Origin of the sequence: Nonomuraea sp. CA-218870, assembly GCF_050936535.1 — a bacterium.
Lineage (GTDB): Bacteria > Actinomycetota > Actinomycetes > Streptosporangiales > Streptosporangiaceae > Nonomuraea > Nonomuraea corallina.
This window is the reverse complement of sequence record NZ_JBNJMN010000003.1, coordinates 81,119-95,879: the sequence shown is the minus strand read 5'-3', so window position 1 is coordinate 95,879 and position 14,761 is coordinate 81,119. Positions and strand designations below refer to the sequence as shown.

14 protein-coding genes are annotated in these 14,761 nt (G+C 73.6%); 5 read left to right on the top strand and 9 right to left on the bottom strand.

What is annotated here, in order from left to right:
* Positions 1–10: 10 nt before the first annotated feature.
* Positions 11–1,381: a condensation domain-containing protein gene (locus ACQEUU_RS35610; RefSeq protein ID WP_433074748.1), complete on the top strand. Its 1,371-nt coding sequence runs from the start codon at positions 11–13 to the stop codon at positions 1,379–1,381.
* A gap of 20 nt (positions 1,382–1,401) precedes the next feature.
* The gene (locus ACQEUU_RS35605; RefSeq protein WP_433074745.1) at positions 1,402–2,910 is read left to right on the top strand and encodes an amino acid adenylation domain-containing protein; all 1,509 of its coding nucleotides are present in this window, start codon (positions 1,402–1,404) and stop codon (positions 2,908–2,910) included.
* Positions 2,911–2,950: 40 nt separating this feature from the next.
* On the opposite strand, the gene ACQEUU_RS35600 is transcribed toward ACQEUU_RS35605, so the two are convergent.
* Positions 2,951–3,145: a phosphopantetheine-binding protein gene (locus ACQEUU_RS35600; protein ID WP_433075455.1), complete on the bottom strand. Its 195-nt coding sequence runs from the start codon at positions 3,143–3,145 to the stop codon at positions 2,951–2,953.
* A gap of 268 nt (positions 3,146–3,413) precedes the next feature.
* Here ACQEUU_RS35600 and ACQEUU_RS35595 point away from each other — a divergent pair, with 268 nt between their 5' ends.
* From ACQEUU_RS35595 to ACQEUU_RS35585, 3 genes are read left to right on the top strand one after another with little or no spacing between them, the layout of a single operon-like run.
* The gene (locus ACQEUU_RS35595; protein ID WP_433075452.1) at positions 3,414–5,027 is read left to right on the top strand and encodes a condensation domain-containing protein; all 1,614 of its coding nucleotides are present in this window, start codon (positions 3,414–3,416) and stop codon (positions 5,025–5,027) included.
* 28 nt (positions 5,028–5,055) lie between these two features.
* On the top strand, positions 5,056–5,970 hold the full coding sequence (locus ACQEUU_RS35590; protein ID WP_433074742.1) for an LPD16 domain-containing protein: 915 nt from the start codon (positions 5,056–5,058) through the stop codon (positions 5,968–5,970).
* A 5-nt stretch (positions 5,971–5,975) separates the two neighbouring features.
* Positions 5,976–7,190, top strand: a complete 1,215-nt coding sequence (locus tag ACQEUU_RS35585) for a cysteine desulfurase family protein (RefSeq protein WP_433074739.1) — start codon at positions 5,976–5,978, stop codon at positions 7,188–7,190.
* Positions 7,191–7,240: 50 nt separating this feature from the next.
* Here the strand turns inward: ACQEUU_RS35585 and ACQEUU_RS35580 are convergent, their stop codons facing one another.
* From ACQEUU_RS35580 to ACQEUU_RS35545, 8 genes are read right to left on the bottom strand one after another with little or no spacing between them, the layout of a single operon-like run.
* Positions 7,241–8,245, bottom strand: a complete 1,005-nt coding sequence (locus ACQEUU_RS35580) for a hypothetical protein (RefSeq protein WP_433074736.1) — start codon at positions 8,243–8,245, stop codon at positions 7,241–7,243.
* Complete coding sequence (rfbA, locus tag ACQEUU_RS35575; protein ID WP_433074733.1) at positions 8,242–9,138, bottom strand: glucose-1-phosphate thymidylyltransferase RfbA; 897 nt, start codon at positions 9,136–9,138, stop codon at positions 8,242–8,244. Before rfbA ends, ACQEUU_RS35580 begins: the two co-directional genes overlap by 4 nt.
* Before the next feature lie 21 nt (positions 9,139–9,159).
* The gene (locus tag ACQEUU_RS35570; protein ID WP_433074730.1) at positions 9,160–10,323 is read right to left on the bottom strand and encodes an ABC transporter permease; all 1,164 of its coding nucleotides are present in this window, start codon (positions 10,321–10,323) and stop codon (positions 9,160–9,162) included.
* Complete coding sequence (locus ACQEUU_RS35565) at positions 10,320–11,504, bottom strand: ABC transporter permease (RefSeq protein WP_433074727.1); 1,185 nt, start codon at positions 11,502–11,504, stop codon at positions 10,320–10,322. The genes ACQEUU_RS35570 and ACQEUU_RS35565 overlap by 4 nt, the downstream gene beginning before the upstream one ends.
* 2 nt (positions 11,505–11,506) lie before the next feature.
* A complete protein-coding gene (locus ACQEUU_RS35560) occupies positions 11,507–12,445 on the bottom strand; it encodes an ABC transporter ATP-binding protein (protein WP_433074724.1) in 939 nt (312 codons plus the stop codon).
* Complete coding sequence (locus ACQEUU_RS35555; protein WP_433074721.1) at positions 12,442–13,470, bottom strand: right-handed parallel beta-helix repeat-containing protein; 1,029 nt, start codon at positions 13,468–13,470, stop codon at positions 12,442–12,444. The genes ACQEUU_RS35560 and ACQEUU_RS35555 overlap by 4 nt, the downstream gene beginning before the upstream one ends.
* Positions 13,470–13,940 carry a 4'-phosphopantetheinyl transferase superfamily protein gene (locus ACQEUU_RS35550; RefSeq protein WP_433074718.1) on the bottom strand — a complete coding sequence of 157 codons (471 nt, stop codon included), beginning with the start codon at positions 13,938–13,940 and terminating at the stop codon, positions 13,470–13,472. Before ACQEUU_RS35550 ends, ACQEUU_RS35555 begins: the two co-directional genes overlap by 1 nt.
* On the bottom strand, positions 13,937–14,722 hold the full coding sequence (locus ACQEUU_RS35545; RefSeq protein WP_433074715.1) for an alpha/beta fold hydrolase: 786 nt from the start codon (positions 14,720–14,722) through the stop codon (positions 13,937–13,939). Before ACQEUU_RS35545 ends, ACQEUU_RS35550 begins: the two co-directional genes overlap by 4 nt.
* Positions 14,723–14,761 lie beyond the last annotated feature (39 nt).

The following is a 14,761-nucleotide window of genomic DNA, read 5'->3' as shown; positions in this document are numbered from 1 at the left end:
GGAGACCCACATGTCGGCCGAGGAGCCCCTGAGTCATGGCCAGCTCTTCAGCTGGCGCGAGATCGAACGTTATCCACCGGGCTGGGGTCACGAGGCGAACCTGGCGTCAACCTGGGACCTGCGCGGCCTGTCCGAGGCGCGGGTCGACCAGGCGCTGGAGCGGCTCGTCCAGCTGCACGAGACGCTGCGCACCACGTACGGGACGCGTGACGGCGTGCCGTTCCAGCGCGTCCACGAGGAGGTGCGGCTGCCCGTCGAGCGGGCGGACCGCCAGGTCGCCGACCCCACCGAGCACGAACGGGTCAAACGGGAGCGGCTGACGATCCCGTTCCCGATGACCGACGACCTGAACTGGCGGGCCCTGCTGGTCACCTACAGGGGCGCGCCCATGTACCTGAGCCTGACCTTCTCGCACCTGATCGTGGACGTGTGGTCCATCCATCACCTCCAGGACCAGTTCAAGGCTCTGGTGGCGGGCCAGGGCGCCGCGATCGAGACCGGCTTCACCCCGCGCGAGCTGGCGCGGCGGCAGCGGGCCGAGTCCTGGCAGCCCAGGCAGGCGGCGTCCGAGCGCTACTGGCGCGACGTGCTCGCCGGCGGCCTCATGGACCGGCTGCCGACGCTGCCCGCGCACGCAGAGAAGGAACGGCTGGAGCTGACACTGACCTCGCGCCGCCTGGGCGGCCTGGCGGCGCTCGCCGGCCAGGCGCACGGCGTCACCCCGCCGGCCGTGATCATGGCGTTCGTCGCCGCCGGCCTGGCCCGGCGCCTGGACACCGGCCGGGTCACGATGAGCCTGATGTCGTCCAACCGGTTCGCCCAGGAGGACCAGCACAACATCGGCACGATGAATCAGCTCATCCCCTTCGTCACCGCCGTGGACCCCGGCGCCACGCTCGCCGAGCACATCAAGCGCCTGCACTGGGCGGGCGCCAAGGCCTACCGCCACTCCTGCTACGACCTCGACCGGGTCGCCGTGACGGCCGCGCTGGCCGGTGAGGACCCCGGGCACGACTGCTGGGTCAACCACCTGTTCCGGGCCTGGTTCAACTACGTACGGGTGGACCGGCGCCCCGCCGACCCGGCCGACCAGACCCCGGCGACGCTGGCGTGGACGCCGCTGGCCCAGAGCTACGGGCAGGCCTTCCGGGTGCGCGTGGAGGTGGACGACGGCGAGACCCGGGTGCTGATGCTGGCCGACCCCGACGTCCTGCCGCCCGAGGCGATGATCGACATCATGCGGACGCTGGCGCTCGGCCTGCAGCTCGCGGTCACCGACCCCCAGCGGGTGCTGAAGGACCTGTGGAACGGGCACGTCCGGGACCTCCCGGAGGCGCTGTTCCCCCGCGAGCTGCCCGAGCGTACGGTGCGCGCGAGCTGAACCGACGATCGGAGAGACCCGTGGCACGCACCCTCCACCAGTGGTTCGCCGACTCCGCCGCCCGGTACGGCGACCGGATCGCGCTCGAGGCCGGCGGCGACCGCCTCACCTACGCCGAGCTGGACTCGCTGTCCGCGCGCCTGGCGGCGGAGCTGGCCCGCGCCTGCGGCGGTCCCCCCGCCAGGGCGGGCCTGTACGCGGCGCGCGGCCCGCTGGCGTTCGCCGGCTACCTGGCGATCCAACGGCTCGGCGCGACCGCGGTGCCGCTGAACCCGGCCGTGCCGGACGCCCGCAACCTCGCCGTCGCCACCGCCGCGGGTCTCGACGTGGTGCTGGCCGACGCGTCCCTCCGCCCGCCGCCCGGCCTGCCGGCCCCGGTGCTGGCCGTGGACGCCGGCCACGCCTCCGGTTCCGTGCCCCCGGCCGGGGGCGATCCGGACGATCCGGCGTACGTGCTGTTCACCTCGGGCTCGACCGGCGTCCCCAAGGGCGTGCCGGTACGGCACCGCAGCGTCGACGCCTACCTCGGCCATGTGATCCCCCGTTACGGCCTGGGCCCCGGCTGCCGGGTCTCCCAGACCTTCGACCTGACCTTCGACCTGTCGGTCTTCGACATGTTCGCCACCTGGGGAAGCGGCGCGACGCTGGTCGTGCCCGGCACGTACGACCTGCTCAAGCCGGTCGCGTTCGTGAACAGGGAGCGGCTGACCCACTGGTTCTCGGTGCCCTCGGTGGTCTCGCTGGCCATGCGGCTGCGCCGGCTGACGCCGGACGCCATGCCGTCGCTGCGCTGGAGCCTGTTCTGCGGGGAGCCGCTGTCACTGCGCCAGGCCGCCGCCTGGCGGACCGCCGCGCCGGGAAGCGTGCTGGAGAACCTGTACGGCCCGACCGAGGTCACCATCAGCTGCACGCAGTACCGGTTGCCCGCCGACCCGGCCGACTGGCCGCGCACGGCCAACGGCACCGTGCCCATCGGCCTGCCGTACCCGGCCGTCGAGCACCTGGTGCTCGACGGCGAAGGGCGGCCCTCGGACGAGGGCGAGCTGTGCCTGCGCGGGGTGCAGCGCTTCCCCGGCTACGCCGACCCGGCCGACGACGCCGGCCGGTTCACCTCGTTCGACGGGGTACGGGCCCGCGACGGCGAGCCGGTGACCGCGGAGTCCTGGTACCGGACCGGCGACCGGGTCGCCTGGCGGGACGGCCTGCTGGTGCACCTCGGCCGGCTGGACCAGCAGGTGAAGATCTCCGGCCACCGGGTGGAGCTCGGCGAGATCGAGGCGGCGCTGCGCGCCCAGCCGGGCGTGCACGAGGCGGTCGTCCTCGCTCTGCCGGGGCCGGACGGCGAGCCGGCGCTGGAGGCCGCCTGCACGGGGCACGGGCTTGAGGGGGTGGCCGTGGCCAAGGCGCTCACCGGCGTGCTGCCGGGATACATGGTGCCGCGGTCGGTCACGGTGCTGGAGGAGCTGCCGCTCAACGCCAACGGCAAGGTGGACCGGCGGGCGGTCGCGGGCACCCTGCGCGAGAAATGAACCGGGGGCCCGGCGACCGCGCATCACCGGCCGCGCGTCGTCAGCGGCGGGGCATCAGCGGTGACAGGGCCGCCCACAGCGAGGCCACGGTGGCGAACGTCTTCTCGTCGAGGATCTCGTCGGGCACCTGCACGCCGTAGGCGTCCTCCAGGTCCACGATCAGCCGGACCACGCCCATCGAGTCGAGACCGAGGCCGGCCAGGTCGTCCAGGGCCGACAGCACCCCGGAGTCCACGAACGGCAAATGCGACCGCAAAATATTCAGGAACTCGTGAGGTATTTCAAAACTCGTCATCCGGGACCTCACCAAGAAAGTCTGCTCACGATAATTCTCGGCGGCCCCGGCGGCCCCGGTCAAGGCGCCGCCCCCGCCCGCCACTGGCAGGTAGTGGCGGCCTGTTCCGGCCAGCGGGAACGGGTTGTCATCGGCGTCGCGGCGGCCAATTCTCAATCTTGTCGGCCTGTCCTCATTTACGCGGCGGTGGAGGCCCCAATTGTCCGCTGTGAAGTCCGCGAACCTCTGCTGGGGGCATCGCTACATGTGGCTGAGGATCCACCAGCTGCCGCCCCGGCACCAGCACGAGTCGCACATCCTGATGCGCTTCCCCATGCCCGCCGGCCTCACGGTCGCAGGCTGCCGCGCGATCCTCATCTCGCTGACCCGCCGCCACGAGGCGCTGCGTACGACCTTCCCCGCCGACGGCGGTCCGCGGCAGCGGGTGCACGCCCCCGGCCCCTGGCCGATCGCCCAGGCGAGCGTGGAGCGGGACGGCACCCCGAGCCCCGCCGAGGTGGTCGAGGAGCTGAGCGCCAGGCCGTTCGACCTGGCCGCCGAGTGGCCGATCCGCGCCTGCGTCATCACCTCGGGCGGCGTCCCGAAGCAGGTCGTCCTGGTCTTCAACCATCTGGCCGTCGACATGTGGACGCTGGAGCGGATCGAACAGGAGCTGTGGACGCAGGCGGAGGGCGTCGCCTCCCGCCGGCCCGCCTCGCTGGGGCCGGTGCGGCACCAGCCCGCCGACCTGGCCCGCTGGGAGGCGACCGCGGAGGCCGCCGGGCTGGCCGCCGACGCGCTGGCGTACTGGGAGAAGCAGATCGCGCTGCTGCCCGCCGACCCGTTCGCCGCCCGGCGGCGGGCGGCGCCGCCCGAGGAGGCCAGGCACGCGACGCTGACCTCGCCGTCGCTGCTGGACGCCGGTCGGCGGATCGCCGCCAGGCTCAAGGTGTGGCCTTCGGCGGTGCACCTGGCCGCCCACACCGCCCTGCTGGCCGCCTACACCGGCCAGGGCGCGGTCGGTCAGCTCGCGTTCGCCGGCAACCGCGGGTCGCACCCCTTCCAGGACGTGCTCACCTGCATGTTCTCCCCGATGCTGATGCGGGTCGGCTGCTCCGACGATCCGCCGTTCAGCGAGCTGGTACGGCGGGTGGCCGACGAGAACGAGCAGGCCGCCCGGCACGCGTACGTGCCCTACGACGAGGTCGTGGAGCTGGTGGCCCGCGAGGGCTCCCGGCGGGGGGAGCCGGTGCGGCTGGGCTCGGAGGTCAACTTCCTCAACCAGCGCACCCTGGCCTGCGGGGGCAGGCGCACCACGTTCGCCTGGAACCGGGCGCCGGAGGCGTGGGCGCACTACGGCGCCGACACCTACCTGCGGATCGACGAGTGGCGGGACGCGGTCGTGCTCGGGCTCCAGGCGGCCTCCTCCGTCATGGACGCCGCCGCCATGGAGGCGTTCCTGCGCGGCCACGAGGCGCTGCTGCTGGCGCATGACGACCCGGCCGCCGACCTGCGGGTCAGCCAGGTGGCGGAGCTGGCCGGCTTCGATCCCGCGGGCACGCCCGCGGCGGGTCCGGCCGTCCCCGCCGCGGCGGCCGGACCCGCCGTACAGGCGCTGACCGGGGCGGTGTGCCAGGTGCACGGTCTCGCCGGGGTCGACCCGTCGGACGGTTACGTCCTCGCGGGCGGCCGTGTCCTGCGCGCCCCCGAGGTGCTGGCCCGCCTCCGCGAACGCGGCTGGGAGGGCCTGACGCCGCGCGCGCTGGCCGAGCCCACGCCGCTGGCCGTCCTGGCCGGCCTGCTGGCCCCGGTACGCCCCAGTGCCGCCGACCCCGAATCATGATCCACCAGGAACTCGGAGTGTAGAAACCATGGGTAACGTTCTCAGCGACCGGGTGACCAAGACTCACCGGCTCGTGGCATCAGAGCAGGAGCTCCGCGAGACGATCAGCCGGGAACTGGCCGCGGCGGACCTCGGCGAGCCCGTCATCATGGGCGGCCACTTCATGCTCTTCGAGGACGACGCCACGGGCCGCCTCGTGCCCGGCGTCATCGAGGAGCAGCATGACGAGACCATGCGCCGGCGCGTCACCGGCCGCGTGGGGATCTTCCCCCGTTACACCTGGCGCCTGTCGCTGGACCTGGCCAGGCCGTACGTGGAGTCGGGCGTGGGAGCCCGGCTGCTGCTGCTGATCAACGACTGGCAGTACGTGCCGAGGACCGGCCGGCCGGCGAGCGAGCTGCGCGCGGAGTTCTTCGAAGGGCTCACCGAGCTGCCGGCCGCGTACCGGGACGACCTGGCGGAGGCGGGCCTGTCCGCGGACCTCGTGCTGCCGAGCCGCAAGCATCCGCTCGCCTTCCCCGAGACCTGGCTGAAGTACCGGTTCCAGAAGGCGGCCGACAAGTTCGTCAAGCAGGGCCTGCTGGAGAAGCGGTTCCTCGGCGCCGACGAGCCCGCCGGGCCCGACCAGCCGGGCCGGGACACCGAGGTGGCCTTCCTCGACGCCGACGGCAACTACCGCACGCTGATCAGCTGCGGCGTCACCGGCTGCGCCGGCGAGATCACCGAGATGATCGCCGAGGTGCACCGGGCGGGCCACCGCACGATCCTGATCTTCGCGCCGGGAGAGTGCCTGATGCCGGTCCGGACCGGGGTGGAGATCGCGCTGAGCCTGTACGGCCTGCGCGGCATGCGGGTGGTCATCGCCGACCCGGGCGGCAGCGGCGAGATGACCGAGGACGAGATCTACGGCAACCTCGTCTCGGTCCACACGTTCAGGAGCTGATCACCGTGAAGATCATCTACTTGGACAACTGCGCCACGACCCGCGTCGACGACGAGGTGGTCGACGCGATGCTGCCCTTCCTGCGGGAGGACTTCGGCAACCCGTCCTCCCCGCACCTGCTGGGCAAGCGCGCCCGCAGGGCGGTGGACGCCGCCACCGAGTCGGTGGCCCGGCTGATCGGCGCGGACCCCGAGGACCTCGTGTTCACCTCCGGCGCGACCGAGAGCAACAACCTCGCGCTGCTCGGCATGTTCGGCCACGAGGAGCGGGCCCCCGTCAACGCCGCGATCTGCCCCACCGACCACAAGTCCTCGCTGTCGATCGGCCGCGCGCTGGCCGGTCGCGGCCTGGCCGTCAGGGCGATGCGGGTGGGCCGGGACGGCCGGATCGACCTCGCTCACCTGGCCGGGCTGCTCGACCCGTTCTCCCGGGTGGCCACCGCCTGCTGGGTCAACAGCGAGATCGGCACGATCCAGCCCGTCCGGCGGATGGCCGCGCTCTGCCACGACGCCGGCGCCCTGTTGCACGTGGACGGCGCCCAGGCGGCCGGCCGGATCCCGATCGACGTGCGGGAGGCCGGGGTCGACACCATGGCGATGTCGGGGCACAAGCTCCGCGGCCCCAAGGGCGTCGGCGCGCTGTACGTCCGGCCGGAGATCCGGCGCAGGCTGCGGCCCGTGCTGTTCGGCGGCGGGCAGTACGCGCTGCGCAGCGGGACGATCCCGACCCATCTCGTGGTGGGCATGGGCAAGGCGTGCGAGCTGGCGGCGGCCGGGATGGCCGACGCCTGGCGGCGGGTGCGCGAGCTGCGCGCGACGGCGCTGGACCTGCTCATGACCGGCTTCCCCGGTGTCCGCGTGAACGGCGCCCCGGACGGCGGTCCGGACGGTGACCTGAACGGCGGTCCCGACGGCGGGCCGGACGGCCGCGTGCCGCACGTGCTGAACGTCGTGCTGCCCGGCGTGCGCGGCGAGAGCCTGGTGTCGAGCCTGCGCTCGGTGGCGCTGTCGACCGGCTCGGCGTGCAACTCCGGCTCCCAGGAGCCCTCCCACGTCCTGACGGCCATCGGCCTGGACGCCGAGGACGCCAACAGCTCCGTACGGATCTGCCTCGACTCCCGGATGCCCGCCGAGGACCTCGTCCTGGGCCTCGAACTCGTCCTGGAGCGGGCCCGCGCCCTCGCCGGCGTGGTCATGACGGCGAGCGGGCCCCGCGGGTAGCGACGCGCCCGCTCGCCGCGTCCCGGCACGGGAACGCGGCGGGCGGGACGTCACCCGGCGGCGCCGAGATACCGCCGGGCGGCCTGCACGCCGGCCTGGAACCTGCTGGTCGCGTCCAGGTCCCGCATGAGCGTGGCGATGTGCCGGCGGCAGCTCCGCACCGACATGCCGAGCTTCCTGGCCACGACCTCGTCGGTGTAGCCCTTGGCCATCAGCGCGGCGATGGCCTGCTGGAGGTCGTCGGCCACGTTGGCGTAGCCGACCTCGACGCCCTCCAGCGGGGTGGCGGTCTCCCACAGGTGGTTGAAGAGGTCCAGCAGGAACTGGGCGATGCCGTGGTTGCGCACGCGGGCCACGCTGGCCTCGCCGTCGCCGTCCACGCCGAACATGACGACCAGCGCCCGGTCGAACACGACCGCCGACCTGGGGACGTGGCTGACGGTGAAGACGGCGGCCCCGGCGTCCGTCAGCCGCTTGAGCAGCATCCGGGTGGAGACGTCGGCTCGGTTGCGGTGCTGGCAGATGATGCGCACCGTCACCCCTCTGGCCAGGAGCGCCAGGTACGTCTGCGACATGTCCTCGACGTCGCCGCACCCGGCCTGCATCGCCAGCACCTCGTCGCGGCAGGCGTCGCCGGCCGTCTTCAGGAAGCCGCGCACCTCCATGGCCCCCACCAGATACTCCACGGCGCTGGCCGCCGAGCCGTGGCCGGCGCCGGCGTACTCCGACCGGAACACCCCCATGCGCTCGCGGATCTGGTCGATCAGCTCGCGGCGCAGGTAGATCTCCCGTTCCACCGAGGACACGAGGGAGGCGGCGGCCAGTTCCGGGTCGACCGGCACGAACCGGCGGCCCTCGCTGTCGTCGACCCTGAGCAGGCGGCTCTCCACGAGGCTCGCCACGGCGTCGCGCACCTCGCGGACGCTCAGCCCGAGATCGGCCGCGGCCGGCTCGACGGCCTCGATCGCGCCCTTGCGGGCCGCATAGCGGTACACTCCTGTCACCACGCCGCCGTCGGCGGGGGATCTGTCCGGGAACAACGTCGTCACACTCATCGATCGGTCTCCCTCTCACTGTCCATGAACCGCTCGGCCACCGAGATGACGTACCGGCCGTAGCTCGACTTCTCCAGTTCGACGCCGAGCCGGTGGCAGGCCTCGGCGTCGATGTAGCCCATGCGGAGCGCTATCTCCTCAAGGCACGCGATGCGGACTCCCTGCCGGCGTTCCAGCAGCTGGACGTACTGGCCGGCCCGGAGCAACGTGGCGGGGGTGCCGGCGTCGAGCCAGGCGGAGCCGTGGCCGAGGTCGACCAGCTTCGCCTTCCCCCGTTCCAGGTAGGCGCGGTTGACGTCGGTGATCTCCAGCTCGCCGCGCGCCGACGGCGTGACGTTCTTGGCGATGTCGACGGCGTCGCCGTCGTAGAGGTACAGGCCGACGACGGCCCGGTCGGACCGGGGCTCGGCGGGTTTCTCCTCGATGCCGATCAGCCGGCCGGCGGCGTCGGTCTCGGCGATCCCGTACCTGCCCGGGTCGGGCACGGGGTGGCCGAACAGGACGCAGCCGTCGACGGCGCGGCACTCCGCGCGCAGCACCTCCTGGAAGCCGGGGCCGTGGAAGACGTTGTCGCCCAGGATGAGCGCGACGGGGCCGCCGGCGGCGTGGTCGGCGCCGAGCAGGAGGGCCTCGGCGATCCCGTTCGGCTCGGCCTGCTCGGTGTACGTCAGGCGCAGGCCCAGCCGGGAGCCGTCGCCGAAGAGCCGGCGGATCTGCGGCAGGTCCTCCGGCGTGGAGATCAGCAGGATGTCCCGGATCCCGGCCAGCATGAGCACCGACAGCGGGAAGTAGATCAGCGGCCTGTCGTTGACGGGCAGCAGCTGCTTGGAGACGGCCAGCGTCGCCGGGAGGAGCCGCGTGCCGCGCCCTCCTGCCAGCAGGATCCCCTTCATGTGACCATCCCTCTCCCCCGCTCAGGTGATCCGGGTGCGCCGGTCGAACACGATCAGGGAGCCGCCCAGGAGCAGGACGGCCATCCCGGTGAGCACGGCCACCTCGGGCAGGATCGCGCCGAGGCCCGTGCCGGGCCGGGCCAGCGCGAGCAGCGCGTCCATGCCCCAGGCGTGCGGGAAGGCGTGCCCGATGGCGTTGATGACCTCGCCGGACGCCTCGCGCGGCCACAGGCACCCGCCCAGCATGCCCAGCACCACGCCGAGCGGCGGGCCGATCGCGGGCGCCTGGTCGGGCGAGCGCAGCAGCGTGCCGACCAGGATCGCGGCGCCGGTGGCGACCAGCGCGAACACGCCCACGACGACGGCCACCGCGAACGGGTCGCCCCACGACACGCCGAAGGCCAGCGAGCTCACCACCATGATCAGCACAGCCTGGGCGGCGGCGACCAGGAACCTGCTGACCACCTCGCCGAACAGCACCGACCGCCGGGGTACGGGAGCGGTGAGCGCGCGCTGCAGCATGCCCAGCCGGCGGCTCTCCACGAGGGCGGCGGCGACCGCCATGGAGTTGATGAAGGTGAACAGCAGCAGGTTGGCCGGGGCGGTGTAGGCGAAGCCGCCCGGGTCGCCGCCGCCGGTGGCGACGTCGGTCACCGCGACCCGGCCCCCCTCGGCCTGGGCCTGCCGCACGTACTCCGCGGCCTGCGCCTCGCCGGCGCCCGCGGCCCTGGCCGCCCGGGTGGCCTCCAGCACCGCGGCGACCCGGCCCACCGAGACGTCCACGGCACCGCGGGCGGCCATCCCGCTGCCGTTGGCCTGGGCCAGGACGAGCTCCAGCCTGGTCGAGCCGTACGGGATGACCAGGCCCGCCGCCAGGCTCCCTTCGCGTACGCCGGAGCGCAGGCCGGCCGCGGTGTCCACGGGAACCACCTCCAGGTCCGGGTGGCCGCGCAGCTCGGCCAGCACGGCGGCGGCGACCGGGTCGTCGGCGTCGGCGACGACGCCGACGGGCAGCCCGGCCGAGCCGGTGGCGCCGCCGCCGACCGCCATGCCGACGAAGACGATGGACACGAACGGCATGACCACGATGAAGAACAGGCCGACCCGGTCGCGGGTGAGGCGCAGCAGGTTGGCGGCGACCAGCGCCGTCACCGGCCGGGGACGGCCGCGGGGGAACGGGTTCACAGCAGCAGTCCCTTCCTGAAGCCGGCGACGGCCAGCCCTCCGGCCGCCAGCGTGATCGCGCACAGCACGCCGATGGGCCCGGCCACCGCGGCGACGGAGCCGCTCGCGCCCGCTCCGGCCAGCTCGGTCAGCGCCGTGGAGGTCCAGCCGTTCGGGGTGAGCAGCGCCACCGTGCGCAGCGGCCCTGGCAGGTCGTAGAGCGGCACGAGGCTGCCGCCGAAGAACGCCGCCACGAACGAGACGACCATGATCGCGCCGTCGGCCTGGGCGTCGGTCCGGACCCGGCTGGCCACCAGCATGGTGATCGCGGCGGCGGCCAGCACGTGCGCGACCAGCACCGCGAACACCGCGACCGGATCGCCCCAGGTGGTCGAGAAGATCAGGGTGGAGGAGGCCCAGCAGACGCAGACGCTCACCACGCCCAGCCCGAACCCGACGGCGGCCTTGCCTGCGACCGGCACCCACGCGGCGACGGGGCCGGCCCTGATCCGGTCGAGGGTGCCCAGCTTGCGCTCGGTGAGGAGGCCGCGGAACGAGGCGCCCACCACGAAGAAGGCGAACAGCGCCGCCATGCCCGAGCCGTAGTAGACCGACAGGTCCACCTTGCCGCCGGAGAGCGGGTCCTCGGCCAGGGTGAGCGCGGGCCCCGCGGCCCCGTTGCGCTCCACCAGCTCCTTGACCTCGTCCCCGGGCACCCCCGCGCGCAGGACGGCGCGCGCGGCCAGGGTCCTGGCGTCCACCACCGCCGAGATGCGGTCCACCACGGCGCTCGCGACCACGCCGGCCAGCGGCGACTCGGGGGACGTCAGCACGGCGACGTCGCCGCCGCGCCCGGCCCCGACGCTCCGGCTGAACCCGGCGGGGAACACGATGGCCGAGCCGATCTCGCCCGCCTCCAGCGCCCGCCGCGCCTGCTCCTCGCCGGGCAGGTCGCGCAGCGTCACGGACCCCTTCAGCTCCTCCGAGGCGAGCACCTCGCGCCGCACCGAGGCGGGGAACTCGCCGCCGTCCAGGTCCACGAACCCCACGGTGGCGCGCAGCGGCGGGTCGTCGCCGCCGAGTGCCAGGCCGAACAGGGTGGCCAGCGTGACCGGGACGATCACCGCGATCACGATCGCGGTGCCGTCGCGCAGCCGGGTGCGCAGTTCGAGCGCGCTCACCGTGAGAATCGCCCGCCACATGGTCAGTCCCTCAGGGAGGCGCCGGTGAGGTGCAGGAAGGTCGCCTCCAGGTCGGGTTCGATGACCTGGGTGGCGGTGACCGTGGCGCTGTCCTCCACGGCGGTGATCAGCGCGGGCAGCAGGTACCTGCCGCCCTCGGCGATCAGTCGTATGGACCCGTCCCCGGTCCTGGCGGCCTCGACGACGCCCTCGACGGCGCGGAGCTTGGCGAAGGCCGCCGGCACGTCGCCGTCGAGCACCAGCTCGACCTTGTCCGCCGTGCCGACCATGGCGATCAGCTCGCGTCTGGTGCCCTCGGCGATGATCCGGCCGTGGTCGATGATCGCGACCCGGTCGCAGATCCGTTCGACCTCCTCCATGTAGTGCGAGGTGTACAGCAGGGACATGCCGTCCCGTACCAGGAGCTCCAGCCCGTCCAGGATCGCCTTGCGGCTCTGCGGGTCCACCCCGACGGTGGGCTCGTCCAGGATCAGCACGTCGGGGCGGTGCAGGAGGGCCGCGCCGATGTTGATCCGCCGCCGCATGCCTCCGGAGTACGTGTCGAGCCTGCCGTCGGCCCGGTCGGTCAGGCCGATCAGGTCGAGCACCTCCTCGATCCGGGCGGCCAGCCCGCGCCGGGGCAGGCCGAAGAGCCTGCCGAAGAAGCGCAGGTTCTCGCGGCCGGTCAGCTCCGGGTACAGGGCGATCTCCTGCGGGACGTAGCCGATCGCGGCCTTGGCGCGCCTGGGGTCGGCGGCCAGGTCCGTGCCGCCGACCAGGACGACCCCCGCGTCGGGACGGAGCAGGCCGACGAGGATGGAGATCGTCGTGGTCTTGCCGGCGCCGTTCGGGCCGAGCAGGCCGTACGCCTGGCCCGGCGCTATGGAGAAGCCGACGTCCTCGACCGCCGTCACGTCCCCGTACCTCTTGCGAAGGCCCTCGCAGGTCAGCGTCGCGGTCATCGCGGCCTCCAGCCGTCGGCGGCGGTGAGTCCTGGCGGGTCGCCCTTGTCGGCGACGTTGCCCGCGCACACCTGGCGCGCCAGGTCGGCGCCGAGCTGGTGGTCGAGCGGGCTGTTGCCGGTGATCCGGTTCCACAGCACGTGGTTGTCCAGGGCGTCGTCGCCGCCCCACTCCTTCGAGGAGCCGATGACGAACGCCGCGCCCATCACGGACTCCCCGCTGGGGTGGTTGTCGTGGATGCGGTTGTCGACGACGCTGACCCGGTGGGTGCCGATCAGGGCGAGGCCGACGCCGGAGATCGGCGGTCCGGCCGCGCCGAGCCCGTCGGGCTCGGCGCCCGCGGCCAGGTTGTTGGCGCGCAGGTCGTTCCCGATCACCAGGCAGTCGCGTACGCCGCCCTCAGGCTCGCCCTCGTAGACCTGGTTGAGCAGCAGCATCCCGATCGCGTTGCCGTGGCAGGAGTTGCGCACCACCCGCGCGCCCGAGGAGTTGTCGACGAAGACGCCGAACGCGTTGGCGAAGCTCTCGTTCCCGGTGATCAGCGCGTCGGAGCGGGGACAGAAGCTGAGGGCGACGCCCCCGTACCGGCTGCCGGAGGCGCGGCAGTCCCGCACCACGCAGCCGCTCGACTCGCGCAGGTAGACGCCCCAGACGGCGTTGTCCTCCGCGGCCACCTCGCGCACGGTCACGCCGCTGACGGTGTGGGCGTAGATTCCCGCCCCGGAGAAGCCGCGCACGGACAGGCTCTCCACGCGCACGTCGCCGACGCGCTCGCCGTGCACGGTGACGCCGCTGACCACGTCGGCGGCGGCGTCGTGCAGCGGGGGCACCTCAGCGGGGATCCCCGCGCCGGGCTCCAGCACGGTCCGGCCGGGGCCCGCCCCTGTCAGGGTCACGCCGGGGTGCCTGATCCACACGCTCTGCGGGTAGCGGCCCGCTTCCAGGCTGATCCGCGCCCCCGGCCCCGCCTCGTCCAGCGCGCGCTGGATCGACTCGCCGGGCCGGACCGTCATCTCCCGAGCCATCACACGCTCCCGTCCATGAACACGATCGCCAGCGATACGAACAGGCCGTCACCCGCGCCCCACCGGGCGGCGCCCGCCACGGTCCCCGGGTCGGTCCGGTCCGGTCCGGGGCGCAGCCGTCGCAGCGCCGCCCCGCGGCTCGCGCCGCGCACGAGGTACGCGGCCCCGCCGGTCAGCGGCAGCCCGGTCGAGGCGGCCAGTTCCCCGGCGGCCTCCTCCAGCAGGACGGCGCTCCAGCCCGACGGCGGCCGGGCCTCGGCCTCGAAGTCGTGCCAGCTGAACCCCGGCGGACGGCTGCCCACGGCCTTGATCAGACTCTCCTTGACGGAGAACGCCGCCGGTCCCGGCTCCCGGCCACGCTCGGCCGGAGTGGTCACCCGGCGGGCGAACACGTCACCGCCCCGGCGCGCCGCCCGGACGATCCGGTCCTCCTCGACGATGTCCACGCCCACCAGCACGGCGGCGTTCACGCCATCACCCCGGAGCGGCGGGCCACGAACAGCTCCAGCGCGGCCGTGTACTCCTCGGCGCGCTCGACCATCGGGATGTGGCCGCTGCCCTCCACGAGCAGCACCTCGGCGTCCGGGTAGGCGGGCAGCACCTCCAGCCAGGGTTCCGGAGGCGTCATCCGGTCGTGCCTGCCCCACACGTACAGGGCCGGGCAGGCGACCCGGTCCAGCGCGGCCTTGACCGGGTACCGGCGGGTGGCCTTGAGGCTGCGGGCCATGCTCACCATCGACTCGGGCCGGCGGAGCATGTCGCCGACCTCCGCGAGGCGCTCGCCGGAGAACAGGCTGCGCCCGCCGTGGAACAGCGCGGCCACCATGCGCTCGCCGAACTCGTCGCCGAACGGGCGTACGCTGCCCCGCCGGTCGAAGCTGAGCCCGACGTCGGGGTCGGCGGTGAGGCCGGGGGCGCCGCTGACCACGATGCCGAGCACCCGGTCGGGCCGGCGGCCCGCCAGGTCGATGGCGACCAGGCCGCCGAGGGAGTTCGCGCACAGGATGATCTCCCCGGCCCCCGCCTCGTCGCAGGCGTGGAGCAGCGCGTCGCCGAGTCGCTCGATCGAGCCGGCCGTCCGGCGGTCGAGCGCGCAGATCGCCTCGTTCGTCCGCAGCACGGACCGGCCGCGCCGCTCCAGCTGGCCGTACGGGTGGTCCCAGATCCAGCCGCCCGCGAACAGCGCGGACATGAACACCACGGCGGGCCCGGCGCTGTCGCCTAGCCGGTACTCGGCGGTGAAGTCCGTCATCGATGCTCCAGTCACTTGCGTCGTCACGTCACACGGGTC

Bases quoted from the DNA above. Each gene is read 5' to 3' on its own strand.
- ACQEUU_RS35610 (WP_433074748.1), top strand. From the start codon at position 11: ATGTCGGCCGAGGAGCCCCTGAGTCATGGCCAGCTCTTCAGCTGGCGC.
- ACQEUU_RS35590 (WP_433074742.1), top strand. From the start codon at position 5,056: ATGGGTAACGTTCTCAGCGACCGGGTGACCAAGACTCACCGGCTCGTG.
- ACQEUU_RS35580 (WP_433074736.1), bottom strand. From the start codon at position 8,245: ATGAGTGTGACGACGTTGTTCCCGGACAGATCCCCCGCCGACGGCGGC.
- rfbA (WP_433074733.1), bottom strand. From the start codon at position 9,138: ATGAAGGGGATCCTGCTGGCAGGAGGGCGCGGCACGCGGCTCCTCCCG.
- ACQEUU_RS35565 (WP_433074727.1), bottom strand. From the start codon at position 11,504: ATGTGGCGGGCGATTCTCACGGTGAGCGCGCTCGAACTGCGCACCCGG.
- ACQEUU_RS35560 (WP_433074724.1), bottom strand. From the start codon at position 12,445: ATGACCGCGACGCTGACCTGCGAGGGCCTTCGCAAGAGGTACGGGGAC.
- ACQEUU_RS35555 (WP_433074721.1), bottom strand. From the start codon at position 13,470: ATGGCTCGGGAGATGACGGTCCGGCCCGGCGAGTCGATCCAGCGCGCG.
- ACQEUU_RS35545 (WP_433074715.1), bottom strand. From the start codon at position 14,722: ATGACGGACTTCACCGCCGAGTACCGGCTAGGCGACAGCGCCGGGCCC.